The following is a 26356-nucleotide window of genomic DNA, read 5'->3' on the forward strand; positions in this document are numbered from 1 at the left end:
ATCCGGATCTTCACGCGGTGCGGCGCTCCTCCTGAACGACGGTGGCGAGGTCGTCCCCGAAGATGAACGTCGCCGCGATCGAGCCGCCCCGCAGCACCGACGGGAGCCACCGGGACGCGTCGTCCCACATGCGGTCGTAGGGAACGTCGTCGAGCGTGAACCACCGCGGCACGATCTCGTCCGTCTCGCGCGGCTCTCCGCTCCAGGTCGTGCACGTGAAGACGTGCGAGCGCTGCGACCACGACGGCTGCGCGGGAAAGAGGTATTCGAGCACGCCGACGGGCTCGAGATCGGATGCCTCGATGTGCAGGCCGGTCTCTTCGTGCATCTCGCGGACGGCGCCCCCGCGGATCGTCTCGCCCTCCTCGACCTTGCCGCCGATGCCGACGACCCGGCCCAGTCCCATTCCCATGCGCTTGTACCCCAGCAGCACGTCGGTGCCCCCGTCCGCCCGCGGGCGGAGCAGGTAGACGACGGTCACGTCGGGCAGCTCCATCCCGGCAGGCTACGCGGCGCGTGTTACGGATTCGTGTCCCGACATGCCGTCCCGTCATCGCTGTGGGCGAACCCGCCGCACGCCTCGCCGGCGATGTCGGCGGTGTCTCGTAGCGTGTGAGCATGCGCATCCTGCACACCTCCGACTGGCACATCGGGCGGACCTTCCACGGTCACTCCACGCTCGACGCGCTCCGTGGTGTGCTCGAGGCGCTCGTGGTGCAGGTCGGAGAGAACGACGTCGACGTCGTCGTGATCGCCGGCGACGTCTTCGACTCCGCCACCCCCGCCGCGGGGTGCTACACACTGCTCAGCGATGCGCTCGGCGCGCTGCGCGACGCGGGTGCGCGGGTGATCGTCACGAGCGGCAATCATGACTCGACGGCACGGCTCGGCTTCCAATCGCGCCTCCTGCGCGAAGGCATCCACGTGCTGACCGACCCGCAGGGCGTCGGCACACCGATCACGATCGCCGATGACCACGGCGAGGTGCAGTTCTACGGCATCCCCTACCTCGAGCCGGCCATCGTGCGGCACGTATGGGCGCCGATCGACCTCCGCAGCCAGGCGCAGACGATGGCGCATGCGATGTCGCTCGTCCGCGCCGATCTGGCTGCCCGGGGCGGGCGCTCCGTCGCCATCGCCCACTGCTTCGCGGCGGGTGTCGAACCGACGCCGCACCTCGAGCGCGACATCCAGCAGGGCGGTCTCGATGTCGTGCCCCTGTCGGTGTTCGAGGGGATGGACTACATGGCGCTGGGTCACATCCACGGCCGGCAGCGGCTGTCGGATGCGGTCCGCTACGCCGGCGCGCCGTTGCACTACAACTTCGGCGAGGGGGGCAAACCCCGTGGCTCGTGGCTCGTCGACCTCGACGCCGACGGCCTGGCCCGCGTGGAATGGCTCGATCTTCCGGTGCCGCGCGCGGTGGTCACGCTGCGCGCCACCCTCGATGAGCTGCTGCACGACTCGCGATTCGCCTCGTTCGAGGACGCCTGGGTGTTCGCGCGCTACACCGATACGGCCGCGCAGCCCGATCCGATGCGTCGGCTGCAGGCGCGCTTCCCTCACTGCGCGATCGTGGCTCACAGCCCCGCCGTCCTGCATACGCGGGAAGGGGCGACGTACGCCGACCGAGTGCGCGAGGCGCACGACGACGTGCAGCTCATCGACGGATTCCTCGCCCACGTCCGCAACGGCGTCGGTGCGACGGTCGCCGAGCGCGATCTGATCCGCACGATCGTCGACGAGAGCGTCGCCACGGCCGTCGTCGTGTGAGCGCGCGGGTGAGCTCGTGAAACTGCACCGCCTGGAACTCGAGGGGTTCGGTCCGTTCGCCGCGCGTCAGACGGTCGACTTCGACGCGTTCGACGACGACGGGATCTTCCTGATCTCCGGGCGCACGGGTGCCGGTAAGTCGAGCGTGCTCGACGGGGTGAGCTTCGCGCTCTTCGGGAGCGTGCCGCGGTATGCCGGCGGCGAGAAGCGTCTTCGCAGCGACTACTGCACACCGGAGGACGTCACCGAAGTGCGCCTCGAGTTCAGCGTGGCCGGTACGCACTGGCGCGTCACCCGCTCACCCGAGTACGAGCGCGCCCGCGCGCGGGGGACGGGCCTGACGAAGGTGGCTCCCTCCGCCCTGCTCGAGGAGGCGGTGTCGGGGGAGTGGGTGGGGCGCGCAGCGCGTGCCCGGGAGGTCGCCCACCTGCTCGAAGAGATCCTCGGACTCACCCACCAGCAGTTCCTGCAGGTGATCCTGCTCGCCCAGAACCGCTTCGCGGATTTTCTGCTGGCGGGCAACGACGATCGCCAGGCACTGCTGCGGACCCTCTTCGGCTCCCGTACCTACGTCGACTACCGCACGGCGGTCGAAGCCCGTCGGAAGGAGGGCGAGCAGATCCTCGCTCGCGCGGGGCACGGCGTCGAGATCCTTCTCGACGAGGCGGAATCCCTGATCGATGCGGAGGGTCTGCAGGGTCGCTCGCGCCCCGTCGGCGAAGGGGACGCCGACACGGATGCCCGCTCGGATGCCGGCGCGCAGACCCGCGAAGAGGCGGACGTCCCCGACTCTCCCCGCTCGGCGCACGACGTCGGCGCGCGGATCGCACGGGGCGAGCGCGCCGTCGATCGAGCCCGCTATCGAGCACAGACCCTCGCGCAGGAGCGCGATCGTGCCGAAGATGATCACGCGCGTGCGGCGGCAGAGCACTCGGCCCTGACCGCGCTGCGGGCGCGTCAGTCGGATCGCGCGCGTGCGCGCGCGTCGCTGGCCGGCCTGGAGGCGGACGAGCCCGCGATCGCCCTCGAGCGTGATCGACTGGCCGCCGCTCGTCGCGCCGAGAATCTGCGCGATCCGATCCGGGCCGCCGAACGCGCAGCGCGCGCGCTCGCGGAGGCCGCGGAGCACGAGGCCGCGGCAGCGGCATCGTGGTCGGAGGCCGGGGAGGAGATGGACGCGGAGTTCGGTGGGGGCTTCGACGCGGAGGCGCCGGATCCCGCGTCGCTGGAACGGGTGATCGACCGTCTGACGGGAGACATCGCGACCGCCGGGGCCGCCGCCGACCAGGAGCGCGAGCTGGTCCGCCTCGAGGACGACGCCGCCCTGCGGTCCGCAGAAGTCGACACAGCGACGTCACGTCTGTCCGAGGTCGTCGCGCGCCGCGAGATCATCCCCGAGCGTCTCGCCGAGGTGGCGCGTGCGCTCGCGCCTCTCGAGGGTGCGGACGGAACTCTCGAGTCTGCGCGCTCGGGGGCGGCGGCAGCGCAGGCGGCGCACGCGGCGGCGACCGAGGCACGCACCCTGCACGAGAGTCTTCGCGACCTCGAGCGCATTTACGCCGAGCGGATCAGGGCGTCGGAGCACGCCGGGCACACCGTGACCTCTCTGCTGCGCCGCCGCCTCGACGGCTATGCCGGAGAACTCGCATCGACCCTGATCGACGGCGAACCATGCCCGGTCTGCGGAGGGGTCGACCACCCCCACCCGGCAGCACCGAACCTCGAGCCCGTCACCGACGCCGATCTCGCGCGAAGCGAGAACGAGCGCAGCGCCGCGGTCGAGGCGGAGGGCGCGGCGGCCGACGCCGCACGCGCCGCCCGAGAGGCCCACGCCGCGGCGGTGCTCCGCGCCGGAGGCGACGATCTCGAGCAGGCGGCCGACCGCCTCTCTGCGGCGCACCGCGCCGTCGAGGAGGCCGAGCGGCGCGCGGTCGAGCGCTCGCGCCTCGAGGCCGATCGTGTCGCACTCGAGGCGGAACGACTCGAGTGCGAAAGGGAGCACGACCTCCTCCGCACGTCACTCGCCGATGCGGCACGCGCTGACGCCGTCACCGCCGAGCGCCTCGCCGCCGCCCGACAGGCCGTCGATGCCGCCCGTGGGGAGTTCCCTTCGGTGAGCGCGCGGATCGGAGACCTGACCGCCCGACGAGCTCTCGGAAGGGAGCTCGTTGCGGCGGTGCAGAAGAGACGGGCTTCCGACGACGTGCTGCGCGACGCCGTCGCGCTGCGCGACGCGCGGGTCGCGGCATCCGATTTCGACGACACCGCCGCAGCGTCGGCCGCGCTCCTCGCCGAGGAGACGCGGGCGCAGATCGACCGTCGCGTCCGCGCTCACGAGATCCTGCTCGCGACGGAGCGGGACAGACTGCGGGAGCTCGAAGTCGAGCTCGCGGGCGTGCCGGACGAGCTGGTAGACCTCGACGGCTCGCAATCCCTCGTCGACGTGGTGCGTTCGCGCTGGAACGCGACGGTCATCGCTGCGCAGTCCGCTGTGCAGGTCGCCGAGACGCTGGCGGCGCTGATCGCCCGGGCGAAGACGGATCACGCATCCACGGCGGCGCTCGCTGCAGATCATGCCGTGGTCGCGAGCCTCGCCGATGCCGTCAGCGGCCGTAATGCCGCGCGCATGGATCTCGAGACGTACGTCCTCGCGGCAGAACTCGAAGAGATCGTGGCGGCGGCGAACCTCCGACTCGACGACATGTCGGCGGGCCGCTACCGCCTCGCCCACAGTGACGCCCGCGCCGCGCGCAACGCGGCCTCGGGACTGGGTCTTGAGATCCTCGACGCCTACACGGGCAGGGCACGACCAGCCCAGTCCCTCTCCGGCGGTGAGACGTTCCTCGCGTCATTGGCGCTCGCGCTGGGACTCGCCGAGGTCGTCACCGCGCGGGCCGGCGGCGTGCGTCTGGACACGCTCTTCGTCGACGAGGGGTTCGGCTCGCTCGACTCCGACACCCTCGAATTGGCGATGCGCACCCTCGACGAGCTCCGCCAGGGCGGTCGGACGGTCGGCGTCATCAGCCACGTGGAAGCGATGAAGGAGCAGATTCCGGCTCAGCTCCTCATCTCCGCGACGCGCAACGGGCCGAGCGTCATCCAGCAGGCGGGAGCAGGCACCGTCGAGAGCGGCGTTCCCGGCCGCGTAAACTGACACCGTGAAGAACACCAGCACTCTGTGGACCATCGTCGGCGTGGTCGTCGCGATCGTCGTCGCGTGGTTTCTCGTGAACGTCCTGTTCTCGGTCATCGCGTTCGTCTTCAAGCTCCTCATCGTCGCCGTCGTCGCGCTGGTCGTCTTCTTCCTCTTGCGGTCGTTGGTCAGCGGCCGGTCCGACCGCTCCTGAGCCCGAGGCGACCCGAAGAGCGCAGATCGTCGCACGGCGATACTCTGAGGGTGATGTCGAACTCACGGGATACCGCCTCAGCCGCTCCGCAGACGCTCACGATCGAGCTCTCTCCCGCCAAGCGATGGCGTGCCTTCTGGGTCTGCGTCACGGTCGCCGCGATCACGATCCTCGACCTGTCGAAGGTCAACGTCGCGTTGCCGTCCATCGAGCAGGCTTTCGACGCAGGCTCGACGGAGCTGCAGCTCATCGTCTCCGGCTACGTCCTCACCTTCGGTCTTTTCCTCGTTCCGATGGGGCGCTTGGGTGATCAGCGCTCACGACGCATGCTGTTCATCGTCGGCCTCTCGCTCTTCACGCTCGCGAGTCTCGCCTGCGCGCTCGCCCCGAACACGACCGTGCTGCTGGTTTCACGGCTCATCCAGGGCATCGCGGCGGGCATCCAGATGCCGCAGGTGCTCGGTCTCATCCAGCAGCTCTTCCAAGGCAAAGAGCGCGGGAAGGCATTCGGTCTGTTCGGCGCGACGATCGGTGTCGCCACCGCATTCGGTCCGACGCTGGGCGGGCTCATGATCGCGCTGGGGGGCGCGAGCGACGGATGGCGCTATATCTTCTGGATGAACATCCCGCTCGGACTCGCCGCGATCGGACTCGCGGCCTGGGTGCTGCCGAGCACGCGGGCGGCGGGGAAGAAGAAGAAGATCGAGCTCGACCCCGTCGGTGTCCTGCTGTTCGGGCTGACGATCATCGCCCTGATGTGGCCGTTCCTGTTCACGACCGGCTCACCCGCCGACAACCCCCAGCGGTGGTGGCTGCTTGTGGCCTTCGTGCTGTTCGCGGCCGGTTTCGTCGCGTGGGAACGCCGGTACGCGGCATCCGGCCGTCAGCCTCTCATCCCGTTCGGTCTGTTCGACGTGTCCTCGTTCCGCAACGGCACGCTGCTGCAGGCCATGTACTTCGCCGCCGCGCCGTCGCTCTTCCTGCTCACGACGCTCTACCTTCAGAGCGGCCTCGGGATCGAGCCCGTCTTCGCCGGCATGGTGACCATCGGATTCGCGCTGGCAAGCGCCATCTCGTCGTGGGTGGGTGGCAATATCGTCATCAAGTACGGTCGCCCCGTCGTGGTGTGGGGGTTGGTGCTCGTGCTCGTCTGCATCGCCGGGCTGGTCCTGACGGCGCTGTACGTGCCCGATTCGATCACGCCCTTCGTGATGGCCGGGGTGATGGTGATCGGCGGGATCGGCGGTGGCCTCGTGATCGCGCCGAACCAGACCCTGACCCTCGCCGACATCCCGGTCAAGCAGGGTGGGCTCGCGGGTTCTGTCGGACAGCTCGGCCAACGCATCGGCACTGCCATCGGCACCGCGGTCGCGCTCGCGCTCTTCTACGCGACGATCTACCGCGAGAACGGGGCGACCGGCGATGCCATCGTCTACCACGACGCCTACGGGTTCGGGATGATCTCGGTCGGACTCTTCATCGCCGGCGCGTTCATCATCTCGGTCGTCGACCTGTCGGCTCGTCGCCGTTCGGGCAAGGCCGGGAAGAAGCCGAAGACCGCCGCGGCTCAGACTCCGTAGAGGTCGAGCACGCGCTGTCGCAGCTGCGCGCTGCAGGCCGTCACCGTGTCGTGCCAGTCCGTGTGCGCGTCGTCCTGGGCGCGATCCGACACCGACTTGAGGACGCGGATCGGAACACCGAACTGCTCGGCGACCCAGATGTAGGCGTACGTCTCCATGTCGACCATGCCCGCTCCGAGCGGGCGGATCGCCTGGGCGGCCACCGCGTCGTCGACGAAGTGGTCGCCGGTCGCGATCGTGACGCCCGGCCGGCCGGTCTCCACGCGACGGGGGAGCGACACGTGCTGTCCGACGATGCCGTCGATGTCGGTGACGTCATGCTGAATGGCTGCCTCGATGTCATAGACGGATGCCTCGAGCTGCGGGTCGATCGCTCCGGCGGTGCCGACGACCAGGATCTCGTCGTAGTTCGCGGCGTCGAGGGCTCTCGTCAGCGCGTAGGCGGCCTGCAGCTTTCCGGGGCCGGTCACGAGGCGGTCGAAACCCGCGAGATCGTTCGGGAAGGCGACGAGTTCCGCGTCGAGGGCGGCAACGAGAAGTTTCACCCGTCTATTCTCCGTGACGCCGAGGAGAGGAGCGGACCGGGATAAGTTGCGAGTATCCACATACCCGTTGCATTCGCGGTCGAGAATGCCTACAGTGGCTGTCGAAGCGTTTCGCGAAGCGCTTCGACGAATCCGCATCCGCCGGAACACTCATACGACGATGGAGTCACCATGGTGAAGATCGACGAAGTGGCCACCGCCGCCGGCGTCTCGATCAGCACCGTCTCGTACGCACTCAGCGGCAAGCGCCCGGTGTCGGACTCGACCAGGCTCCGGGTGGAGGCCGCGGTGCAGGAGCTCGGCTACCGGGCGAACGCCGGCGCCCGGATGCTCGCGGGAAATCGCACCAACATCTTCGCCCTCACCGAGCCGTTCCGGCTCGACACGCACGCCCCCACGCACATGGCTTTCGTCCTCGCGACTTCCATTGCCGCGCGGCGCCAGGACTACGACGTCCTGCTCCTGACAGAAGAGGAAGCCGCGGCGGGGATGCGGCGCGTGGCCGACAGCGGTCTCGTGGACGCGATCCTCGTCCTGGACGTCGCGCCGCGCGACCGGCGCGTCGATCTCGCGCGTCAGCTCGAGATCCCGACGATCTTCATCGGTGTCCCCGACGACCGTGATGGGCTCATCTGCGTCGACCTCGACTTCGAGGCCGCCGCTGCACTCGCGGTGGATCGACTCGCATCGGCGGGGCATGAGAATCTCGGCCTGATCGGACACCCCGCGGCCGCCTACGAGCACTCGAACTTCCCCCCGCGCGTCCGTGCCGGGTTCGTCCAGCGTGCCGCCGAGCTGCACATGGACGCGTCGTTTCGCACGACCGGCGACGCCCTCGTCTCGGCCGCGGCCACGAGGGCCGCCGTCGGTCAGCTCGTGGATGCAGGGGTCACAGGCTTCGTGCTGCACTGCGGCGATGATGCGCACATCACGGTGCTCGCCGAGCTCGCCGAGCGCGGTCTCGAGGTTCCGGGAGATGTCTCGGTCGTTTCCGTGGGTGGCACCTTCGACACCACTCGGTTCGCGATCGCCCTGGACTGCGTGCCGCTCGTGCCCACGGCATCCTGCGATCTGGCTGTCGACCTCGCCATGCGGGCCCTGGGCGACACGGCACCCGCCCCGGGCGTGTACCTCATCGCCCCGATTTACCAACATCACGGATCCGTCGGCCGGGTCGCTGCGGCGGAGGACTGACCCTCATGACGGATCCCCTGCCGTTCGCGCATCATCGAAGCGCTTCGACAAATTCCCCGGACTGCACCACCGCACCACCACCCCACCCACGACCAGAGTTGGTCACCAGGAAAGGAATGCCGAAGATGGCACAGCTACACACCCGGAAAACCCGCGCGCGGCTCACGGCGGCGGCCGGCCTCCTCACCGTCGGCGCGCTCGCTCTCGCCGGTTGCTCCGGAAGCGGCGGCGCCGCCGAGAGCGGCGACGGGAACTCCCTCACCCTCTGGCACTACGAGTCCGAGACCAGCGCGATGGGCATCGCGTGGGATCAGGCCATCAAGACCTTCGAAGAGGAGACCGGCGCCACCGTCGAATTCGAGGAGAAGAGCTTCGAGCAGATCCGCTCGACCGCAAGTCAGGTGCTGAACTCCGACGAGGCGCCCGACATCCTCGAATACAACAAGGGCAACGCCACCGCGGGGCTCTTGGCCAGTCAAGGCCTGCTGACCAACATGACCGAGGCCGTCGAAGAGTACGGCTGGGCCGACAAACTCGCACCCGCTCTGCAGACGACGGCGAAGTACAGCGACGACGGCATCATGGGCTCGGGTGAGTGGTACGGAGTGCCGAACTACGGCGAGTTCGTCACGGTCTACTACAACAAGGACATGTTCGCCGCTGCCGGTCTTGAGATCCCGACCACCTACGACGAATTCGTCGACGTGCTCGACGCCTTCGTCGCCCAGGGTGTCACGCCCCTGGCGGAGGCCGGCCTGGAGTACCCGCTCGGACAGCTCTGGTATCAGCTCGCACTCAGCCAGGCGGACCGCGGCTTCGTGGACGACTACCAGCTCTACAAGAACCCGGTGGACTGGCAGGGCGACGAGATCAGCTACGCGACCGAGACGTTGAAGGACTACGTCGACGCCGGGTACATCTCGAAGGACGTCTCCGGCCAGAAGGCAGAGGATGCCGGCGTGTCGTTCATCAACGGCTCCGCACCGATCTTCGTGTCCGGCAGCTGGTGGTACGGCCGCTTCGTGAACGAGATCACGGACTTCGACTTCGGCATCTTCCCCTTCCCCGGCAGCGACCTCAGCCTGGGCTCCGCCGGCAACATGTGGGTGGTTCCGGAGAGCGCGAAGAACAAGGACCTCGCCTATGAGTTCATCGACATCACGATGCGTCCCGAGATCCAGGCGCTGATCGGCAACAACGGCGGCCTGCCGGTGGCCGCGGACGAGGCCGACATCACCGACGCCAAGAGCCTCGAACTCATCCAGGCGTTCAACGCCGTCAACGAGAAGGACGGTCTCGCGTTCTACCCCGACTGGCCGACCCCCACGTTCTACGACACGATCGTCGCCGAACTGCAGGAGCTCGTGAACGGCACGAAGTCGCCGGCCGACGTGCAGCAGGCGCTGGGCGACGAGTACGAGTCGTACGTGGCGGACTTCCGCTGATCATCTCGATTCGGCGTTCGGCCGTATCGACTCGGGATGCCGCGCCCCGCGCGGTCGCGGCATCCCGAGCTCCCTTCCGCATCCCTTTCGCGATTCTCCTCAGGAGCCGGTCATGACCGCTGTCCCGTTCGTGCGAGCCCCCCGAGCTCCTCAGAGGGCGCGCACGCCGCTGCCCCCCGATGAACCGCTGATCCCGCAACGCGGCCGTGGCGGGTCCGCCGGCTACTGGCTGTATCTGGTGCCCGGTCTCGTGCTGCTGAGCGCGGTGGTACTCGTCCCGCTCGTCTGGAACGTCTACCTCAGCTTCACCGAGTACCGCGGCATCCGGCCGCCCGAGTTCATCGGACTCGAGAACTGGGCCGAACTCATGGGCGATGCCAAGTTCTGGACCTCCTTCGGAAACAGCATCTGGATGATCATCGCGATGGTGATCGTGCCCACCGTGGTGGGGCTGCTGCTCGCCGCCCTGCTGTTCGACCTCGTGGGGCGCAAGTTCGGCGGCAGATTCGCGAGCTTCCTGCGTGCCACCTACTACCTGCCGCAGATCCTCCCCGCCGCCATCGCAGGAATCGTGATCGGGTGGATCCTGCGGCCGCAGGACGGCGCTCTGAACGAGATCCTCGAGAACATCGGTCTCGGCGCCCTGACGCACAACTGGCTCGGCAGCCCCGACACCGCACTCGCGAGCATCATGGTCGTCCTGATCTGGATCCAGATCGGGTATCCGGTCGTGGTGTTCATGGCCGCGCTGCAGCGGGTCGACCCCGAGCTGTACGAGGCCGCTGAGCTCGACGGTGCGAACTGGTTCCAGCGATTCCGCGCGATCACGGTGAGCATCATCCGACCCGAGATCTACGTCGTCACGCTCACCTGTACGATCGCGGCGCTGAAAGTCTTCGGCCCCGTCTACGTCCTGACCCGCGGCGGCCCCGGGACGTCGACGATCGTGCCGGCTTACTACGCCTACAGCGAGTTCTTCCAGGCCCAGCAGGTGGGGTACGGCGCCACCATCGCCACAGCCCTGACCATCGTGATCGCGGTCGTCTCGGTCCTGTTCATCCGTGCCCAGAACAGCGCGGAACGCAAAGAAAGGGCGGGACTGTGATGGTCGACGCGACCTCCACCGACGTGCTCACCACTCGCGCCGTGACCACGGCGGACGGCCCGAAGAACCGCGTCATCCGCCCGCGGCCTCGCGGGGGGATGAGCCGGCCCAAGGGCGTCGACTGGCTGATGCTCGCCTTCGCCGTCGTCGCGGCGATCCTCATCATCGCGCCCTTCTACCTCATCCTCGTCAACTCGTTCAAGTCGCCCACGGACTACTCCAACGGGGGGCCGCTGTCTCTGCCCACGAGCCTGTACTTCGACGGCATCGCGGCGTTCTGGGAACGCGTGAATTTCCCCGAGAAGGTGTGGAACTCGTTCTTCATATCGGGAATGGTCGCCGTTCTGGCGGTGCTGATCTCGGTGCTCAACGCCTTCGCGATCGGTATCGGGCGCATCAAGGGGCGCAGTTGGATCGTGCTGCTGTTCCTGCTCGCGAACCTTCTGCCGCAGGAAGCGCTGTTGTACCCGCTGTACTTCATCTTCAAGAGCGTGGGTCTCTACAACAACGTCTGGTCGGTGATCATCGTCTTCACGGTCATCCAGGCGGCCTTCGGCACCTACCTCCTGTCGTCCGTCTACGGCACATTCCCGAAAGAGATCCTCGAGGCCGCGTCGATCGACGGGGCCAGCCGGTGGCAGATCCTCTGGCGCGTGATCTTCCCGATCAGCCGGCCCACCCTCTCGGTGCTGCTCATCTTCTTCTTCATCTGGACGTGGAACGAGTTCCTGATCCCGCTCACGTTCCTCGTCTCCAATGCGAATCAGACGGTCCCGGTCGCCATCAGCGTCCTGCAAGGCGACCGCCTGATGGATGTCACGACGACGAGCGCATCGGCCCTCCTGGGACTCATCCCCACCCTGTTGTTCTTCCTCATCTTCCAGCGCACCCTCACGCGCGGCATCACCGCAGGAGCAGTCAAGTAATGAAGTTCACCGACGGATTCTGGCAGCTGCGACCCGGCGTATCGGCGCTCTACGCCCAAGAGGCGTACGACATCGACATGACGGATGCCACGCCGGACGGCGCGGGCCTCGTCATCACGGCCCCGACAGCGGTGATCCGCGGCCGGGGCGACACGCTCAATCGCGCCGTACTCACCACGACGTTGTCCTCGCCGCGTGAAGGCATCGTCCGCGTGCGGATCGTGCATCACGACGGCGGGCCGCACGACTCCGGCTTCGAGCTCCCGGGCGCCGACGGAGGGGGCGCGGGCGAAGCATCCGTTTCCGAAGAAGGCGGCGTTCTGCGTGCCGGAGCGCTGACCGCCCGCATCGCGAAGGGTGCCCCGTGGGCGCTCGACTTCGAGATCGACGGGATCCGGGTGACGGGCAGCGGCCCGCGTTCGCAGGGATACGTGCAGCTCGAGGCCGACGCGCAGGTCGACCCCGGCATCGTCGGGAACGCCCGCGCGGGTACGCCGGCGCGGACAGCCCGATCGTACGTGCACGAACAGCTCGATCTCGGGGTCGGTGAGCTGATCTACGGGCTCGGAGAGCGGTTCGGTCCTCTCGTGAAGAACGGTCAGACCGTCGACGTCTGGAACGCCGACGGGGGGACCTCGAGCGAGCAGGCGTACAAGAACGTCCCCTTCCACCTCTCCAGCCGCGGCTACGGGGTCTTCGTGAACGATCCCGGTCACGTGTCCTACGAGGTCGGATCGGAGACCGTCGAGCGCGTGCAGTTCTCGGTCGCCGGTGAAGCGCTGGAGTACTTCGTGATCGCGGGGCCGACGCCGAAAGACGTCCTCGACCGTTACACGGCGCTCACCGGCCGTCCGCCCGTCGTGCCCGCCTGGTCGTACGGACTGTGGCTGTCCACGAGCTTCACGACCGACTACGACGAAGCCACCGTCACGTCGTTCATCGACGAGATGGCTCGACGCGAGCTGCCCGTCTCGGTGTTCCACTTCGACTGCTTCTGGATGCGCGAGTTCAACTGGTGCGACTTCGAGTGGGATGCCCGCGTGTTCCCCGACCCGGAGGGCATGCTGGCGCGACTGCACGACAAGGACCTGCGGGTCTGCGTGTGGATCAACCCGTACATCGGCCAGCGGTCCCCGCTCTTCGCCGAGGCGGCGGCCCGCGGCTTCCTCCTGAAGCGCCCCGATGGGTCGGTGTGGCAGTGGGACCTCTGGCAGGCGGGTATGGGTCTCGTGGACTTCACGAATCCCGACGCCACGGCGTGGTACCAGACGCATCTGCGCCGACTGATCGCCCAAGGCGTCGACTGCTTCAAGACCGACTTCGGCGAGCGCATCCCGGTGGACGTCGAGTACTTCGACGGCTCGAGCCCCGAGCGCATGCACAACCTCTACACGCAGCGGTACAACCGGGCGGTGCACGACGTGCTCGTGCAGGAGCGCGGCGAGGGCGACGCCGTGCTGTTCGCACGATCGGCGACCGCGGGCGGGCAGAGCATGCCCGTTCATTGGGGCGGCGACTCCACGTCGACTTTCGTGTCGATGGCCGAGACGCTGCGCGGCGGGCTCTCGCTCGCGCTGAGCGGGTTCGCGTTCTGGAGCCACGACATCGGCGGGTTCGAGGGCACGCCGGATGCTGCGGTCTTCAAGCGCTGGACGGCGTTCGGCCTCCTCGGCAGTCACAGCCGTTTCCACGGCTCGACGTCCTACCGCGTGCCGTGGATCTTCGACGACGAAGCGGTCGAGGTGACGCGCCGGTTCACGCAGCTCAAACTGTCGCTCATGCCGTACCTGTGGCAGGCCGGGATCGAGGCGTCGCGGTCGGGAACGCCGGTGCTCCGGCCGATGGTGCTGGAGTTCCCCGACGACCCTGCGGTGGGCTACCTCGACCGCCAGTACATGCTCGGTCGCGACATCCTGGTCGCCCCGGTGTTCTCGGAGCGCGGTGACGTGGACTTCTACCTCCCTGCGGGGGAGTGGACCCACCTCCTGACGGGCGAGACGGTGACCGGCGGTGGATGGCGGCGTGAGACGCACGACGTCACCAGCCTGCCGATCTACGTGCGCCCGGGCGCGGTCCTGCCCGTCGGAGCGCGCCAGGACAGGCCCGAGTACGACTACCTCGACGGTGTCACGCTGCGGGTGTACCCCGGCGGATCGGGGCCGACGTCGACGACGGTCACGGCGCTGGACGGGCGGGAGGTCGTCTTCGAGGTCGTCCAGAGCGGCGGAGGCACGCGGATCGAGGCGGGCGCCGCGCCATCGGCGTGGAGCGCACAGCCCGGCGCCGTGCCCTGGACGGTCGTCGACGGACGCGTCCAGGCCCGGGACGGAGTCGCCGAGCTGATGATCTGACCACCCGCGTGGTGCGGTGCCGATACGCATTCGATGCGCGCGTGTCACCCGCGGGAAACGGATCGCGTCGTAGCCTGAGCTATGGCGCACCTTTCTCAAACCGGAACAGTCGTGGCCGTCGTCGGACCGTCGTCGGGCGAGGCGCTCGCGGCCCTGGGCGCATTGCCCGGCGTGGAGGCCCTGTCCCTTCGCGACGCGGACCCGTCCGTCGCCGCCCGCCGTATCGCGGCTGCGGGGACGCCGTGGGTCGTGCACGACGCCGACCCGCTCGAACACGTCGCGGCGGCCTGGGTCGAACTGTACGAGGAACGCTCGACGCTCGGAACACTCGAACTCGAGGTCGAGACCGCGCTCGCACAGTTCGAGGCGGGCGACGCGATCATGCCGGACTACTACATCGTGCTCGACCCCGATCAGGCGGACTCGACATGGCGGCACTGGTGGTGCGGGGCGCTCGGACACCGCGCGCCGCGGCGTGTGCTGCCGTCCCATGCTCCGTCGAACCCGGGCGACCGGACATTGCGCGCCGTGCTGACGAGACTGCCGTCCTCTCGTCCCTGGCCGAGCCCGGCGAGCTGGCTCCCGGGCCTCCCGTTCGACATCCCCGATCGGATCGGTCTGCAGGACAGGCCGTTCCCCCGGTCGTGACGGTGCGAGAGGATGAGGTGCGGCGCGCGCCGCGGATCGCGGGGTAGGTCATGGAATCGGTACTGCTGGACGCACCGGAGGGCATCAGCGCACGTCTGGGGTGGGACCCGAAGCTGAGTGTGCACGATCGGCGGCGCTTCCTGGCGCGAGAGCTGGTCGCTGCCCAGCTCGGAGCCGAGTACAAGGACGTGCGGGTCGACCGGGAGGCTCCGCAGCACTTCGGCTATCACACGCGGCTGCTGGCGACACGGGCCGACGTCGAGCTGCCCATCCTGATCAAGACGGCGAGCTTCCGCTCCGCGACGGTGGTGGCGATCTGCGATCCTGCGATTCCGCTCGGTCTCGACATCCGCGACACGCACCCCGACGACGCTCTGCTCCACGACATGCAGCGCCACTCGCACCTGTTCGACGAGAACGATGTGCCGGCGCTCATCTCGCACTGGACCAAGGTGCAGGCGGTTCTGGAGGCCGACGGCCGCGGAGTGCGGGTGAAGCCCGAGTACGTGAAGCTCGACAACGCCCGCCACCGCGGATGGGTACGAGACCGCTCGGTGCAGTACACGCTCGCCGACCTGTCGCGCGACGCCTGGGTCATCACGCTCGCGTACGGGGCGATGCCCGTCTGATCCTCGCGGGTCAGCCCTTCGCCACGTCAGGCAGCGCGGCATCCAGTTCTGCGAGCCACGCGGCGGCATTGCCGTCGGACGGCGCGCGCCAGTCGCCCCGCGGCGACAACGACCCCGCCGCCGAGACCTTGGGACCGTTCGGGGTGGCGGAGCGCTTGAACTGCGCGAACGCGAAGAAGCGCTGCAGGAAGATGCGGAGCCACTTCGCCACCGTCGGCAGATCGTAGGCGAAGCGGTCGTCGACCGGGAAGCCGGGCGGCCAGGCCCCTGCGTCCTCGTCGCGCCACGCGTGGAAGGCGAGGAAGGCGATCTTGGACGGCCGCAGCCCGTAGCGCAGCACGTGGAAGAGCGTGAAGTCGTGCAACGCGTACGGACCGATGCGATCCTCGGTCGACTGCATCCGGCCGTCCTGCCCCGCGGGCACGAGTTCGGGGCTGATCTCGGTGTCGAGTACCGACTGCAGCACGTCCTTCGCGCGGGCATCGAGATCGGTCGAGCTGCCTTCGTCGGCGATCACCCAGCGGATGAGGTGCTGGATGAGCGTCTTCGGAACCCCCGGGTTGACGGCGTAGTGGCTCATCTGGTCGCCCACGCCATACGTCGACCAGCCGAGCGCGAGCTCCGACAGGTCGGAGGTGCCGACCACGATGCCCCCGTGGTGGTTGGCGAGGCGGAACAGATAGTCGGTGCGCAGACCCGCCTGGACGTTCTCGAACGTCACGTCGTGCACGGGCCGACCGTCGGCGAACGGATGGCCCATGCGCGTCAGCATCTCGGTGGCCGCGGGTCGGATGTCGATCGTCTCGATCGAGGCGCCGAGCGACTCGGCGAGGGCGATGGCGTTCGCCTTGGTGTGCTCCGAGGTGGCGAATCCGGGCATCGTGTAGGCGAGGATGTCGCTCCGCGGCCGGCCCATGCGGTCCATGGCGCGGGCGATGACCAGCAGTGCATGAGTCGAATCCAGTCCGCCGCTCACGCCGATCACGGGCTTCGGGTCGCCGATCGCTCGCAGGCGCTGCTCGAGGCCCGACACCTGGATGCTGAACGCCTCGTAGCAGTCCTGGGCGAGGCGGGCCGGGTCGTCGGGGACGAACGGGAATCGGTCGAGCGTCCGTCGAAGGCCGATGTCACCCGAGGGCGGGTCGAGCTGGAAGTACACGGTGCGGAACTGCGGGTCGTACGTGCGGCGGTTGTCGTCGAACGTCCCCTGCCGGAGCCGATCCTGCCGCAGGCGGTCGAGATCGACGTCGGCGACGCTCCGCCGCGGGCCATCGGGGAAGCGCTCCGTCTCGGCGAGCAGCATCCCGCCCTCGTAGATCATCGTCTGGCCGTCCCACGACACGTCGTTGGTCGACTCGCCGGCCCCCGCCGCCGCATACGCGTACGCCGCGAGGCATCGGAGCGACTGCGACTGGCAGAGGTCCTTGCGATCCTCTGCGCGGGCGATCGTGATCGGACTGCCGCTGAGATTGAGCAGCACCGTCGCGCCGGCCAGCGCAGCCCCGGCCGACGGGGGGATCGGCACCCAGACGTCCTCGCACACCTCGGCGTGCACGATCAGCCCGGGCACATCCAGCGCCTCGAACAGCAGATCGGGTCCGAACGGTGCCTCCAGCTCGCCCACCCTGATGTCCTGACCGGCCTGATCGTCCCCGGGTGCGTACCAGCGCCGCTCGTAGAACTCCCGGTAGGTCGGAACGTACGACTTCGGGACGACACCGAGCAGCTCGCCCCGGTGGATCACGACGGCGCAGTTGTAGAGGCGGTTGCGGTGCCGGAGCGGGGCGCCGACGACGAGCACGGGCAGGAGCGATTCGGATGCCTCGACGAGGCGCTCGACGGCCGCCACGGTGGCATCGAGGACGGCATCCTGCAGGACGAGATCGTCGATGGCGTATCCCGTGAGGCACAGCTCCGGGAACACGGCGACGGAGACGGCATCGGCGTCGCACGCGCCGGCCGCCGCGAGCACGGCGTCGGCGTTGCGGACGGGATCGGCGATCGCGACGGGGATCGTGCAGGCGGCGACACGCGCGAAACCGTGCCGATAGGCGCTCTCGAAGGGGAGGCTGCTGATCACGTGTCCAGTCTGTCAGGCGACGCGTCGCGGCGCCGCGTGCCGGCGCATTCCTGCGCGGGTGCTGTCGGTGGCCGCGGGTAGTGTCGCTCGCGGAGGGCATCACATGCGTTACATCCCCGAGGCCGGTCGGGTGGTCTTCAGTGCGAGCGATCTGAAGGCGGCCGCCGAGTGCGAGTTCGCCTGGCTGCGTCTCCTCGACGCGCGGCTGGGGCGCACGGAGCGCGTGGACGAGCCCGACGACGCGATGCTGAAGCGCGCGATCTCGCTGGGGTTCCGTCACGAGGGGCGCCGCCTCGCGGCGTACCGCGAGACATTCGGCGAGCGCGTGGTCGAGATCGCAGAGGTCTCCTCAGCCGACGCCCCCCAGGTCGCGGCGGCGGTCGCGGCCACCAACGCCGCCCTGGCGTCTCCCGAGGTCGAGGTCGTCTACCAGGCGGCGTTCGCCCACGACGATTTCATCGGGTTCGCCGACTTCCTGGTCCGCGACGGCGAGCGGCGGTGGATGGTGCAGGACACGAAGCTCGCCCGTCGGGCGAAGGTCACCGCGCTCATGCAGCTGGCCGCGTACGTCGACCAGCTGGACCGGCTCGACGTCCCGCGATCCGATCGGGTGGAGCTCATCCTCGGCGACGGGTCGATCAGCTCGCACGCGGTCGACGACCTGCTCCCCGTCTTCCACCTGCGGCGGCGACGCCTGCGCCGTCTGATCTCCGAGCGCGACGTCCCGGCCGGCGAGACCGGTGGCATCGTCGCGTGGGGCGACGAGCGCTACACGGCGTGCGGGCGCTGCGCCACGTGCGAGATCGAGGTCGAGCGCCACCGCGACCTCCTCCTGGTCGCCGGCATGCGTCCGACGCAGAGGCAGAAGCTCCGAGAAGCGGGGGTACGGACCATCGAGGCGCTCGCCGGAGCGCATGAGCCGCCGGAGTCGCTGCGTGCCGACGCTTTCGAGAGGCTCCGCCTGCAGGCGCGGCTTCAGCTCGACAGCGCGGTCGATGCGGTTCCACTCTTCCAGGTCCTGACACCGGAAGCCCTCGCTGCGATCCCGACGCCGAGCGAAGGAGACCTGTTCTTCGATTTCGAGGGAGACCCGCTCTACACCGAACCCGATGACGGACGCGCGGGCCTGGACTACCTGTTCGGCTGGATCGACGTGCGGGAACGCTACGACTTCCTCTGGGCCGACGGTTTCGCCGAGGAACGCGATGCGCTGCTGCGGTTCCTCGGCTTCGTGGCCGAGCGTCGGCGGCAGCATCCGGACCTGCACATCTTCCATTACGCACCGTACGAGCCGACCCATCTGGCCGCGATGGCCGCGCGCTACGGGGTCGGGGAGGCCGATGTCGACACGCTGCTGCGCGACGGCGTCTTCGTCGACCTCTATCCGATCGTCACCCGGGCACTGCGGGTGGGGTCGCGTTCGTACTCGATCAAGAAGCTCGAACCGCTCTACATGGGCGACGACAACCGCGACGACATGGCCGTGGCCGCGGGCGGCGATTCGATCGAAGAGTATGTGCGGGCACGCGTGGCGCACGACGACGGCGACCTCGAGACCTTCGAGGAGATCCGCCGCGAGCTGCTCGACTACAACCGATACGACTGCGTCTCCACCCTTCGACTGCGCGACTTCCTGCGCGGCCTCGCCGCGGAACACGGCATCGCACCGTCCTCCACCGACGACGAGCCGGGAGCCGAGGCCTACCGGGCCTCCCCGCTGGCCGAAGAACTGTCTGCGGCCGCACGCGTCATGGCCGAAGGCCGTGAGGCACAGCGCCGTGAGCTGCAGGAGGCTGCGACCCGCGCGGCCGGCCCGGTGGAGGCATCAGTCCTCGCGGCGCACATCGCGGCACTCGAGGAGCCGACCGGTGATGAGACGGCCGTCCGACTCGCCGGGGCGGCCATCGACTACCACCGGCGTGAGCGGAAGAGCTTCTGGGGGGCGCACTTCCTCCGACTGCGGGAGCCGGTGAGCGTATGGGAGAACGTCCGCGACGTCATCGTCGTCGACCCCGATCGGTCCGAGGTGCGACGAGCGTGGAGTCAGGAGGACCGCGAACGCACACCCCATCGCCACGTCGCGCTCCGCGGAGACGTCGCGCCCGGGACGAAGCTGTCGGCGTCAGGCGAGCCGTTCCTCATCTATGCCCTCCCCGCGCCGTTCGACGTGCCTGTCTCGCCACGGTGGATACACGTTGCGCGCGCCGCGAAGGTCGTCGACACCGTCGAGGACGGGGTCGTGGTCGACGAGACCCTCAAGGGCGGCGAGGAGTGGCTCGACCTGCCCATCGCCATCGCGCCGGGCAGCCCGCCTCCGCCGCGCGCGCAGGAGCCGGCCGTCGAGGAGTGGGCCACCGCGCTGCTCGAGGCGCTGCCGGACCTTCCGCGCGACCCCGCGACCGACATCCTGCGTCGAATCCCGCCGCGCACCCGCTCGGGCGAGCTCCCCGGGGTGCAGGGCGACGATTATCGGAGCGCCGTCGTGGCGGCCGTGCTCGACCTCGATGACAGCTACCTGGCCGTGCAGGGTCCCCCCGGTACCGGCAAGACCTACGTCGGCGCGCACGTCATCGCCGCGCTCGTGCGCGAGCACGGATTCCGCATCGGGGTGGTGGCGCAGTCGCACGCGGTCGTCGAGAACATCCTCGACAAGATCGTGACCGACGGCGGGCTGCCGCCCGAGCGGGTCCGGAAGAAGCCGCAGCGGCCCGACGAGGAGCACGCCTTCCTCGACTTCCCACCCGGAGGGATCGTCGCGTTCACGCACGGCGCCGAGGGCGGCTACGTCGTCGGCGGCACCGCGTGGACGTTCAGCGACCCGACCAGGGTGCCCCGGCGCAGTCTCGACCTGCTCGTGATCGACGAGGCCGGACAGTACTCGCTCGCGCCGACGATCGCCTCGTCGGTGTCCGCCCGCAACCTGCTCCTGCTCGGCGACCCGCAGCAGTTGCCGCAGGTGAGTCAGGGAATCCACCCCGAGCCGGTCGACACCTCGGCGCTCGGCTGGGTGCTCGGCGAGCATGCCGTCATCCCGGCCGACCGCGGCTACTTCCTGGCGCAGACCCGGCGCATGCATCCCGATGTCGCGCAGCCGGTGTCGGTGCTCTCCTACGAGGGCCAGCTGGCCGCGCACGAGGCGACCGAACTGCGGCACCTCGAGGGCGTCACTTCCGGGCTGCACCTCGAACCGGTGATCCCGCCCGAGCCGACGACGAGCAGCTCGCCCGCCGAGGCCGATCGGGTGGTGCGCATCGTGCGCGACCTGCTCCATCACGATCGCCGGGAGCCGGATGCCGCGGCCGACGGCCGCCCGTGGACCGACGTCGACCTCGACACGGGCGAGCTCCGAGAGCCCCGCGCCCTCGCCCCGCACGACATCATCGTGGTGACGCCGTACAACGCGCAGCTCGCCCTCATCGAGGACTCGTTGGCCGCTGTCGGGCTCGCCGACGTGCGCGTCGGCACCGTCGATCGCTTTCAGGGCCAGGAGGCGGCCGTCGCCATCCTCTCGCTCGCCGCGTCGTCCGCAGCCGGCGCCCCCCGCGGGCTCGAGTTCGTGCTGATGCGCAATCGGCTGAACGTCGCGATCTCACGGGCGAAGTACGCCGCGTACGTCGTCTACTCGCCCGATCTGCTCGAGGACCTGCCCTACACCCCCGAGGGCGTGGCCCGCTTGAGCGCGTTCGCGCGACTCGTCGGTGATGTCGAGTGAGCGGGCCACGAGCCTAGACTGGCGCCGTGGTGGCGACACCCGTCCGTACGGCAGAGGGGAATCATATGGCCGACGATCCGCAGCGCCAGTTCGAGATCGACCTTCCACCTGAGCTCATCGGGGGCGCATACGCCGACTTCGCGAACGTCTGGCACACACCGACCGTGTTCGTGATGGACTTCGTCACGCTGGCCCAGCCGCCCCGCGAGGAGGTCGATGCCGAGACGGGCGAGCACCGCACCGTCGTGCCGGCGCGTGTCGTCAGCCGCATCCGTATTCCGCCGGAGCAGGTGTTCGAGCTCGCGAAGGCCCTCACCCAGCAGCTCGAGTTCTGGGAGCAGGAGACGGGGCGACGCCAACCCGCGAACCCGCTCCTCGACACGGAGGACTGACGAGCGTCCCATCGCTAACCCGGCGCCTCCGTCCCTGTCAACCCCGTCTGCGAAATTCTTCAACCGCCCTAACCTGAATCCAGTCGCGGCATCCGTTCGGCGAGGGACGGATGCCGCGACCATTTCGTCACCGGACGGGTCGCATCACGGCATCAGGGCCGGTATCAGCAGCCCCACTCCTCACTCTCTGCAGGGGAGGGGAGTGCCATGACCATCACGATCGCGCCGGAGGTGCTCCGCTCTTCTGCGCGCACACCGATCGACCCGCTGACCGACGGCCGGGAGTCGTGCTCCCGCCTGCTCTCGACCGACGCCGCGCGTGCGGCGCTCGCTCGCGAGGGCACCCCCCTGATGCTGCTCGACCTCGCGCCGGTGCGGCGCTGCTACCGACGCCTTCGCGCAGCGCTGCCCCGTGTGCGCTTCCACTACGCGGTCAAGGCGCTGTCACACGACGCCGTCATCGCGGCGCTCGGCGACGAGGGATGCTCGTTCGACATCGCGACCGCGCAGGAACTGCACCAGGTCCTCCGCGCCGGGATCTCGCACACGCGGGTCATCCACACCCATCCGATCAAGAAGCCGAGCGAGATCGCCGAAGCGCTCCGCCGCGGGGTGCGCATGTTCGTGGTCGACAATGAGAGCGAGATCGACAAGTTCACGGGGGCGCCGCCCGATACGCGGCTGCTCATCCGGCTGGCCTATCGCAGTCCTTCCGCGAAGAGCGATCTGTCGGGCAAGTTCGGCGTCAGCGGGGCCGAGGCTTCGGAACTTCTCGGGCACGCGCAACGCCGCGGCATCCGCATCGCAGGCTTCAGCTACCACGTGGGCAGCCAGCTGGACGATCCCGGCCGATTCGCGCGAGCGCTCACAGACACGCTCGATCTGATGGAGCGGCTGGAGAAGACGGCCGCTGCACGGTTCGACACCCTCGACATCGGCGGCGGCTTCCCCGTCGCCTACGACGAGCAGGTGCGTCCGCTCGAAGACTTCGCCGGGGTCCTCGCCCCGATCCTCGACGAGCGGGCGCGGCACCTGGACGTGATCGCGGAGCCCGGCCGGATCCTCGTCGCCGACGCGATGAGCCTCGTCACCAGCGTCGTCGGGATCGCCGACCGCGACGACGGCAGGTGGTACTACATCGACGACGGAGTGTACGGGTCGTACTCGAATATCGTCGCCGAAGACGTCCACCCGCTGGTGTTCGGGGTCGACGAGGTGCTCCAGGACGAGGAACCCGTCGCGCAGGCCGGGAACACCCGAAGACGCGTCACCCTCGGTGGTCCGACGTGCGACTCCGCCGACGTGATCGCCCGCGTCGTGCCGCTCCCCGATCTGCGGGTCGGCGACCTGCTGGTCAGTCCGGCGATGGGCGCCTACACGTCGGTGACGGCGACGACATTCAACGGGCGTCCGGTCACTCCGATCGTGGTGATCGGTGGTCAGACCGTGCCGTAGAGGCGGTCGCCCGCGTCGCCGAGTCCGGGCACGATGTAGCCCTTCTCGTTCAATCGCTCATCGAGAGCCCCGAGGACCAGCGTGACGTCGCGACCCTCGACCTGCTTCTCGATGGCGGCCACGCCCTCCGGGGCCGCCAGGAGGCAGATGGCGGTCACGTCGCGCGCCCCGCGCCTGAAGAGGAACTCCATCGCCGCGCCGAGTGACCCGCCGGTCGCGAGCATCGGATCGAGAACGAAGCATTCGCGATCGCTGAGGTCTTCGGGCAGGCGCTCGGCATAGGTGGTCGGCTCGAGGGTCTCCTCGTTGCGAGCCATCCCCAGGAAGCCCACTTCGGCGCTCGGCAGCAGCTTGACCATTCCGTCGAGCATTCCGAGGCCGGCACGCAGGATGGGCACCACGAGCGGGCGTGGTTCGCCGATGCGCACACCCATCGTCGTGGTGACGGGTGTCTGGATCTCGATGGGCACGACCCGCACGTTGCGCGTGGCCTCGTAGGCGAGCAGAGTCACGAGTTCTTCCGTCAGCTGGCGGAAGACCGGCGACGGTGTGCTCTGATCACGCAGGACGGTGAGCTTGTGGGTGATCAGGGGGTGATCGGCGACGTGGACACGCATGTCAGTCAGGCTACTGCGTGCGGGGCCCGACGCAGGAGCGCCCGGTACCGTGAACGCATGAGTCTGCCCACGCCCGCGACGTACGACACATGGATGGCGAGGGCGCTCGAGCTCGCCGACGTCGCGGCGCTCGAGAACGAGGTGCCGGTCGGCGCCCTGGTGACGGATGCTGCGGGCGCGGTGGTCGGCGAAGGCCGGAACCTCCGCGCGCACACCCACGACCCGACCGCGCACGCCGAGATCGTCGCGATCCGTCAGGCTGCGGCATCCGTCGGGTCATGGAATCTCGACGGCTGCACCCTGGTGGTGACTCTCGAACCGTGCCTGATGTGCGCCGGCGCGCTGCTGCAGGCGCGCATCACGCGCCTCGTGTTCGGAGCGTGGGATGCGAAGGCCGGTGCGACCGGGTCGATGTACGACGTCGTCCGTGATCGCCGGCTGCCCTACCGCGCCGAGGTCGTCGGCGGCGTCCGCGCAGCGGAGTCGGAGGCCCTGCTGGGGTCCTTCTTCGAGACACGCCGCTGAGCGCGCGGCCGGTTCCTCGGCGAAGGCCCGCGCACCTCGTGTCGGTGTCCGGGTTGAGCAGGTCGGTGCCGGCCGAAGCCTGCGCACCGTGGACATGAGCCGCTGGGAAGGTCAGCGGGGCAGGCCGGGCAGCACTTCCGCGCCGAGGTAGTCGACCTGTTCGGCGTCTCGCAGATCCATGAGCTGGAAGTAGACGCGGTCGGCACCGAGGGCGGCCAGACGCTGCACCTTCTCGGCGATCTCGTCCGGACCACCGCAGATGTTCGTCTCGCCGCGGAATTCGGCGAGATCGGAACCGACGGCCGCCGCCCGCCGGACGAGGTCGGTTTCGGAGCCCCCTGCCAGCGTGGGCAGCGCCACCGACAGCTTCAGGGTGTCGGGATCGCGACCGATGCGCTCGCAGGCCGCGCGCACCGTGGCGAACTTCTCGGCGATCACGGACTCGGGCTGGAATCCGATGTTGAACTCCGTCGCGAACCTGGCCGCGATCGCGGGAGTGCGTTTCGGGCCGCCCCCGCCGACGATGATCGGCACCTGCGCCTGCCGGGGCTTGGGCAGCGCGGGCGCGTCCGTGAGCACGTAATGCTCACCGGCGAAGCTGTAGGTCTCTCCGACCGGCGTCGCCCACAGGCCCGTCACGACCTCCAGCTGCTCCTCGAAGATGTCGAAGCGCCGCTGCGGGAACGGGATCCCGTAGGCGCGGTGCTCCGCCTCGAACCACCCGGTGCCGAGCCCGAGCTCGACGCGCCCATTCGACATCGCGTCGACCTCGGCGACCTGGATCGCGAGGATGGCCGGAACGCGGTGGGTGGCGGAGGAGACCAGGGTGCCGAGCCGGATCCGCGAGGTCTCGCGGGCGAGCCCTGCCAGCGTCGTCCAGGCGTCGGTGGGACCGGGGAGCGGGTCGCCGGGACCCATGCGCATGTAGTGGTCGGAGCGGAAGAAGCCGTCGAAGCCGCCCCGCTCCGTCGCCTGCGCGAACGCGAGCTGGTCGGCGTAGCTGAAGCCCTGCTGGGGCTCGGTGAAGGTGCAATATTCCATGATGCCGCTCAGTCCGCGGAGGTGATGACGATGGCCTCGGTGGGCGGCGGGGGAGCGTCGCTGCGATAGAGATCGGGCTCGAGGTAGATCACGCGCGCGGCGGGAACCGCGGCACGGATGCGGGACTCGATCGTGTCGATGTCGGCGGCGACGGCGGCGAGCTGCTGATCGGAGGCGAAGCCGAGCTTCGCCGCGACGAGCATCTCATCGGGTCCGAGGTAGAGCGTCTTGATGTGGATGAGCTTCTGCACCTCCGGGCCGTCCTCGATCGCTGCGACGATCCGATCGTGGTCGGCGTCGGTGGCGCCTTCGCCGACGAGGAGGCTCTTCGTCTCGACGCCGAGGATGATCGCGACGAGGATCAGCAGGGTGCCGATGGCCAGGGTGCCGACAGCGTCCCAGACCGAGTCACCAGTGACGACCGTGAGCGTGATGCCGGCGAGGGCGAACACGAGACCCGTGAGTGCTGCGACGTCCTCGAGCAGCACGACGGGCAGTTCCGGCGCTTTGGCGCGACGGACGAAGGAGACCCACGACTGGCCCTTCTCCCGCGTGTGGTTGCTCTCCCGGACCGCGGTGCGCAGAGAGAAGCTCTCGAGGCCGATGGCGATGATCAGCACCGTGATCGGCACCCACACCATCTCCAGCTCGTGCGGGTGCGTGATCTTGTCGACGCCCTCGTAGATCGAGAACACGCCGCCGACCGAGAACAGGATGATCGCGACCACGAAGGCATAGACATATCGCTCCCGTCCGTGGCCGAACGGGTGCTCGCGATCGGCCTCCTTGGCGGCCTTGCGCCCACCCAGCAGCAGCAGCAGCTGGTTGCCCGAATCCGCGACCGAGTGGATCGCCTCGGCGAGCATCGATGCCGAGCCCGACACGATCCAGGCGAGGAATTTCGCCACCGCGATGCCGAGGTTCGCGAGGAACGCCGCGATGATCGCCTTCTTGCCGCCGGATGCACTCATGACGACGAGTTTACGGATGC

21 protein-coding genes are annotated in these 26356 nt (G+C 69.0%); 15 read left to right on the top strand and 6 right to left on the bottom strand.

Going from position 1 to position 26356, the window contains the following annotated elements:
• Positions 1-10: 10 nt before the first annotated feature.
• Entirely contained in the window at positions 11-496 is a 486-nt protein-coding gene (locus ACFXOO_RS01375) for an 8-oxo-dGTP diphosphatase (protein WP_378837016.1), read from the bottom strand.
• A gap of 122 nt (positions 497-618) precedes the next feature.
• On the opposite strand from ACFXOO_RS01375, the gene ACFXOO_RS01380 reads away from it, so the two are divergent.
• Genes ACFXOO_RS01380 through ACFXOO_RS01395 form a run of 4 tightly spaced genes read left to right on the top strand, consistent with a single transcriptional unit; the run spans position 619 to position 6700 of the window.
• A complete protein-coding gene (locus ACFXOO_RS01380) occupies positions 619-1773 on the top strand; it encodes an exonuclease SbcCD subunit D (RefSeq protein ID WP_394562585.1) in 1155 nt (384 codons plus the stop codon).
• Positions 1774-1789: 16 nt separating this feature from the next.
• Positions 1790-4927 carry an AAA family ATPase gene (locus tag ACFXOO_RS01385; protein ID WP_394562586.1) on the top strand — a complete coding sequence of 1046 codons (3138 nt, stop codon included), beginning with the start codon at positions 1790-1792 and terminating at the stop codon, positions 4925-4927.
• Between the two features lie 4 nt (positions 4928-4931).
• The gene (locus ACFXOO_RS01390) at positions 4932-5120 is read left to right on the top strand and encodes a hypothetical protein (protein WP_378837023.1); all 189 of its coding nucleotides are present in this window, start codon (positions 4932-4934) and stop codon (positions 5118-5120) included.
• Between the two features lie 53 nt (positions 5121-5173).
• Positions 5174-6700 carry an MFS transporter gene (locus tag ACFXOO_RS01395; RefSeq protein ID WP_378837026.1) on the top strand — a complete coding sequence of 509 codons (1527 nt, stop codon included), beginning with the start codon at positions 5174-5176 and terminating at the stop codon, positions 6698-6700.
• Here the strand turns inward: ACFXOO_RS01395 and ACFXOO_RS01400 are convergent.
• On the bottom strand, positions 6688-7245 hold the full coding sequence (locus ACFXOO_RS01400; RefSeq protein ID WP_378837028.1) for a nucleoside phosphorylase: 558 nt from the start codon (positions 7243-7245) through the stop codon (positions 6688-6690). The two genes, ACFXOO_RS01395 and ACFXOO_RS01400, sit on opposite strands and share 13 nt — an antisense overlap.
• Positions 7246-7416: 171 nt before the next feature.
• Between ACFXOO_RS01400 and ACFXOO_RS01405 the strand changes: the two genes are divergently transcribed.
• The 7 genes from ACFXOO_RS01405 (at position 7417) to ACFXOO_RS01435 (ending at position 15543) form a co-directional block, all read left to right on the top strand.
• Positions 7417-8439 (top strand): LacI family DNA-binding transcriptional regulator, encoded by a 1023-nt coding sequence (locus tag ACFXOO_RS01405; RefSeq protein ID WP_394562587.1) that lies wholly within the window; start codon positions 7417-7419, stop codon positions 8437-8439.
• A 125-nt stretch (positions 8440-8564) separates the two neighbouring features.
• On the top strand, positions 8565-9884 hold the full coding sequence (locus ACFXOO_RS01410) for an ABC transporter substrate-binding protein (protein ID WP_378837033.1): 1320 nt from the start codon (positions 8565-8567) through the stop codon (positions 9882-9884).
• Positions 9885-9996: 112 nt separating this feature from the next.
• A complete protein-coding gene (locus ACFXOO_RS01415; RefSeq protein WP_378837036.1) occupies positions 9997-10989 on the top strand; it encodes a carbohydrate ABC transporter permease in 993 nt (330 codons plus the stop codon).
• Positions 10989-11915, top strand: a complete 927-nt coding sequence (locus tag ACFXOO_RS01420) for a carbohydrate ABC transporter permease (protein WP_378852395.1) — start codon at positions 10989-10991, stop codon at positions 11913-11915. Before ACFXOO_RS01415 ends, ACFXOO_RS01420 begins: the two co-directional genes overlap by 1 nt.
• On the top strand, positions 11915-14266 hold the full coding sequence (yicI, locus tag ACFXOO_RS01425) for an alpha-xylosidase (protein ID WP_394562588.1): 2352 nt from the start codon (positions 11915-11917) through the stop codon (positions 14264-14266). The genes ACFXOO_RS01420 and yicI overlap by 1 nt, the downstream gene beginning before the upstream one ends.
• A gap of 81 nt (positions 14267-14347) precedes the next feature.
• A complete protein-coding gene (locus ACFXOO_RS01430) occupies positions 14348-14914 on the top strand; it encodes a hypothetical protein (RefSeq protein ID WP_378837041.1) in 567 nt (188 codons plus the stop codon).
• 50 nt (positions 14915-14964) lie between these two features.
• On the top strand, positions 14965-15543 hold the full coding sequence (locus ACFXOO_RS01435; protein WP_378837043.1) for a hypothetical protein: 579 nt from the start codon (positions 14965-14967) through the stop codon (positions 15541-15543).
• Between the two features lie 10 nt (positions 15544-15553).
• Here ACFXOO_RS01435 and ACFXOO_RS01440 read toward each other — a convergent pair whose 3' ends face one another.
• The gene (locus tag ACFXOO_RS01440) at positions 15554-17623 is read right to left on the bottom strand and encodes an NAD(+) synthase (protein WP_394562589.1); all 2070 of its coding nucleotides are present in this window, start codon (positions 17621-17623) and stop codon (positions 15554-15556) included.
• Positions 17624-17726: 103 nt separating this feature from the next.
• Between ACFXOO_RS01440 and ACFXOO_RS01445 the strand changes: the two genes are divergently transcribed.
• The 3 genes from ACFXOO_RS01445 to ACFXOO_RS01455 all read left to right on the top strand — a co-directional run bounded on the left by ACFXOO_RS01445 (position 17727) and on the right by ACFXOO_RS01455 (position 23182).
• Entirely contained in the window at positions 17727-21335 is a 3609-nt protein-coding gene (locus tag ACFXOO_RS01445) for a TM0106 family RecB-like putative nuclease (protein ID WP_394562590.1), read from the top strand.
• A 65-nt stretch (positions 21336-21400) separates the two neighbouring features.
• Positions 21401-21727, top strand: coding sequence for a DUF3467 domain-containing protein (locus ACFXOO_RS01450; protein WP_378837051.1), 327 nt, complete (start codon positions 21401-21403; stop codon positions 21725-21727).
• 207 nt (positions 21728-21934) lie between these two features.
• Positions 21935-23182, top strand: a complete 1248-nt coding sequence (locus ACFXOO_RS01455; RefSeq protein ID WP_394562591.1) for a type III PLP-dependent enzyme — start codon at positions 21935-21937, stop codon at positions 23180-23182.
• Here ACFXOO_RS01455 and upp read toward each other — a convergent pair.
• Positions 23167-23799 (bottom strand): uracil phosphoribosyltransferase, encoded by a 633-nt coding sequence (gene upp, locus ACFXOO_RS01460; protein ID WP_378837056.1) that lies wholly within the window; start codon positions 23797-23799, stop codon positions 23167-23169. The genes ACFXOO_RS01455 and upp overlap by 16 nt on opposite strands.
• 57 nt (positions 23800-23856) lie before the next feature.
• Here upp and tadA point away from each other — a divergent pair, with 57 nt between their 5' ends.
• Complete coding sequence (gene tadA / locus ACFXOO_RS01465; protein ID WP_378837058.1) at positions 23857-24324, top strand: tRNA adenosine(34) deaminase TadA; 468 nt, start codon at positions 23857-23859, stop codon at positions 24322-24324.
• Between the two features lie 111 nt (positions 24325-24435).
• On the opposite strand, the gene ACFXOO_RS01470 is transcribed toward tadA, so the two are convergent.
• A complete protein-coding gene (locus ACFXOO_RS01470; protein WP_394562592.1) occupies positions 24436-25365 on the bottom strand; it encodes an LLM class F420-dependent oxidoreductase in 930 nt (309 codons plus the stop codon).
• Between the two features lie 8 nt (positions 25366-25373).
• Entirely contained in the window at positions 25374-26336 is a 963-nt protein-coding gene (locus ACFXOO_RS01475; RefSeq protein ID WP_378837062.1) for a cation diffusion facilitator family transporter, read from the bottom strand.
• Positions 26337-26356 lie beyond the last annotated feature (20 nt).

Origin of the sequence: Microbacterium sp. P03, assembly GCF_043556235.1 — a bacterium.
Lineage (GTDB): Bacteria > Actinomycetota > Actinomycetes > Actinomycetales > Microbacteriaceae > Microbacterium.

Excerpts from the sequence above, each read along its gene's own strand:
- ACFXOO_RS01375 (WP_378837016.1), bottom strand. The coding sequence starts at position 496 with ATGGAGCTGCCCGACGTGACCGTCGTCTACCTGCTCCGCCCGCGGGCG.
- ACFXOO_RS01380 (WP_394562585.1), top strand. The coding sequence starts at position 619 with ATGCGCATCCTGCACACCTCCGACTGGCACATCGGGCGGACCTTCCAC.
- ACFXOO_RS01395 (WP_378837026.1), top strand. The coding sequence starts at position 5,174 with ATGTCGAACTCACGGGATACCGCCTCAGCCGCTCCGCAGACGCTCACG.
- ACFXOO_RS01405 (WP_394562587.1), top strand. The coding sequence starts at position 7,417 with ATGGTGAAGATCGACGAAGTGGCCACCGCCGCCGGCGTCTCGATCAGC.
- ACFXOO_RS01410 (WP_378837033.1), top strand. The coding sequence starts at position 8,565 with ATGGCACAGCTACACACCCGGAAAACCCGCGCGCGGCTCACGGCGGCG.
- ACFXOO_RS01415 (WP_378837036.1), top strand. The coding sequence starts at position 9,997 with ATGACCGCTGTCCCGTTCGTGCGAGCCCCCCGAGCTCCTCAGAGGGCG.
- ACFXOO_RS01420 (WP_378852395.1), top strand. The coding sequence starts at position 10,989 with ATGGTCGACGCGACCTCCACCGACGTGCTCACCACTCGCGCCGTGACC.
- yicI (WP_394562588.1), top strand. The coding sequence starts at position 11,915 with ATGAAGTTCACCGACGGATTCTGGCAGCTGCGACCCGGCGTATCGGCG.
- ACFXOO_RS01430 (WP_378837041.1), top strand. The coding sequence starts at position 14,348 with ATGGCGCACCTTTCTCAAACCGGAACAGTCGTGGCCGTCGTCGGACCG.
- ACFXOO_RS01435 (WP_378837043.1), top strand. The coding sequence starts at position 14,965 with ATGGAATCGGTACTGCTGGACGCACCGGAGGGCATCAGCGCACGTCTG.
- ACFXOO_RS01445 (WP_394562590.1), top strand. The coding sequence starts at position 17,727 with ATGCGTTACATCCCCGAGGCCGGTCGGGTGGTCTTCAGTGCGAGCGAT.
- ACFXOO_RS01450 (WP_378837051.1), top strand. The coding sequence starts at position 21,401 with ATGGCCGACGATCCGCAGCGCCAGTTCGAGATCGACCTTCCACCTGAG.
- ACFXOO_RS01455 (WP_394562591.1), top strand. The coding sequence starts at position 21,935 with ATGACCATCACGATCGCGCCGGAGGTGCTCCGCTCTTCTGCGCGCACA.
- upp (WP_378837056.1), bottom strand. The coding sequence starts at position 23,799 with ATGCGTGTCCACGTCGCCGATCACCCCCTGATCACCCACAAGCTCACC.
- tadA (WP_378837058.1), top strand. The coding sequence starts at position 23,857 with ATGAGTCTGCCCACGCCCGCGACGTACGACACATGGATGGCGAGGGCG.
- ACFXOO_RS01470 (WP_394562592.1), bottom strand. The coding sequence starts at position 25,365 with ATGGAATATTGCACCTTCACCGAGCCCCAGCAGGGCTTCAGCTACGCC.
- ACFXOO_RS01475 (WP_378837062.1), bottom strand. The coding sequence starts at position 26,336 with ATGAGTGCATCCGGCGGCAAGAAGGCGATCATCGCGGCGTTCCTCGCG.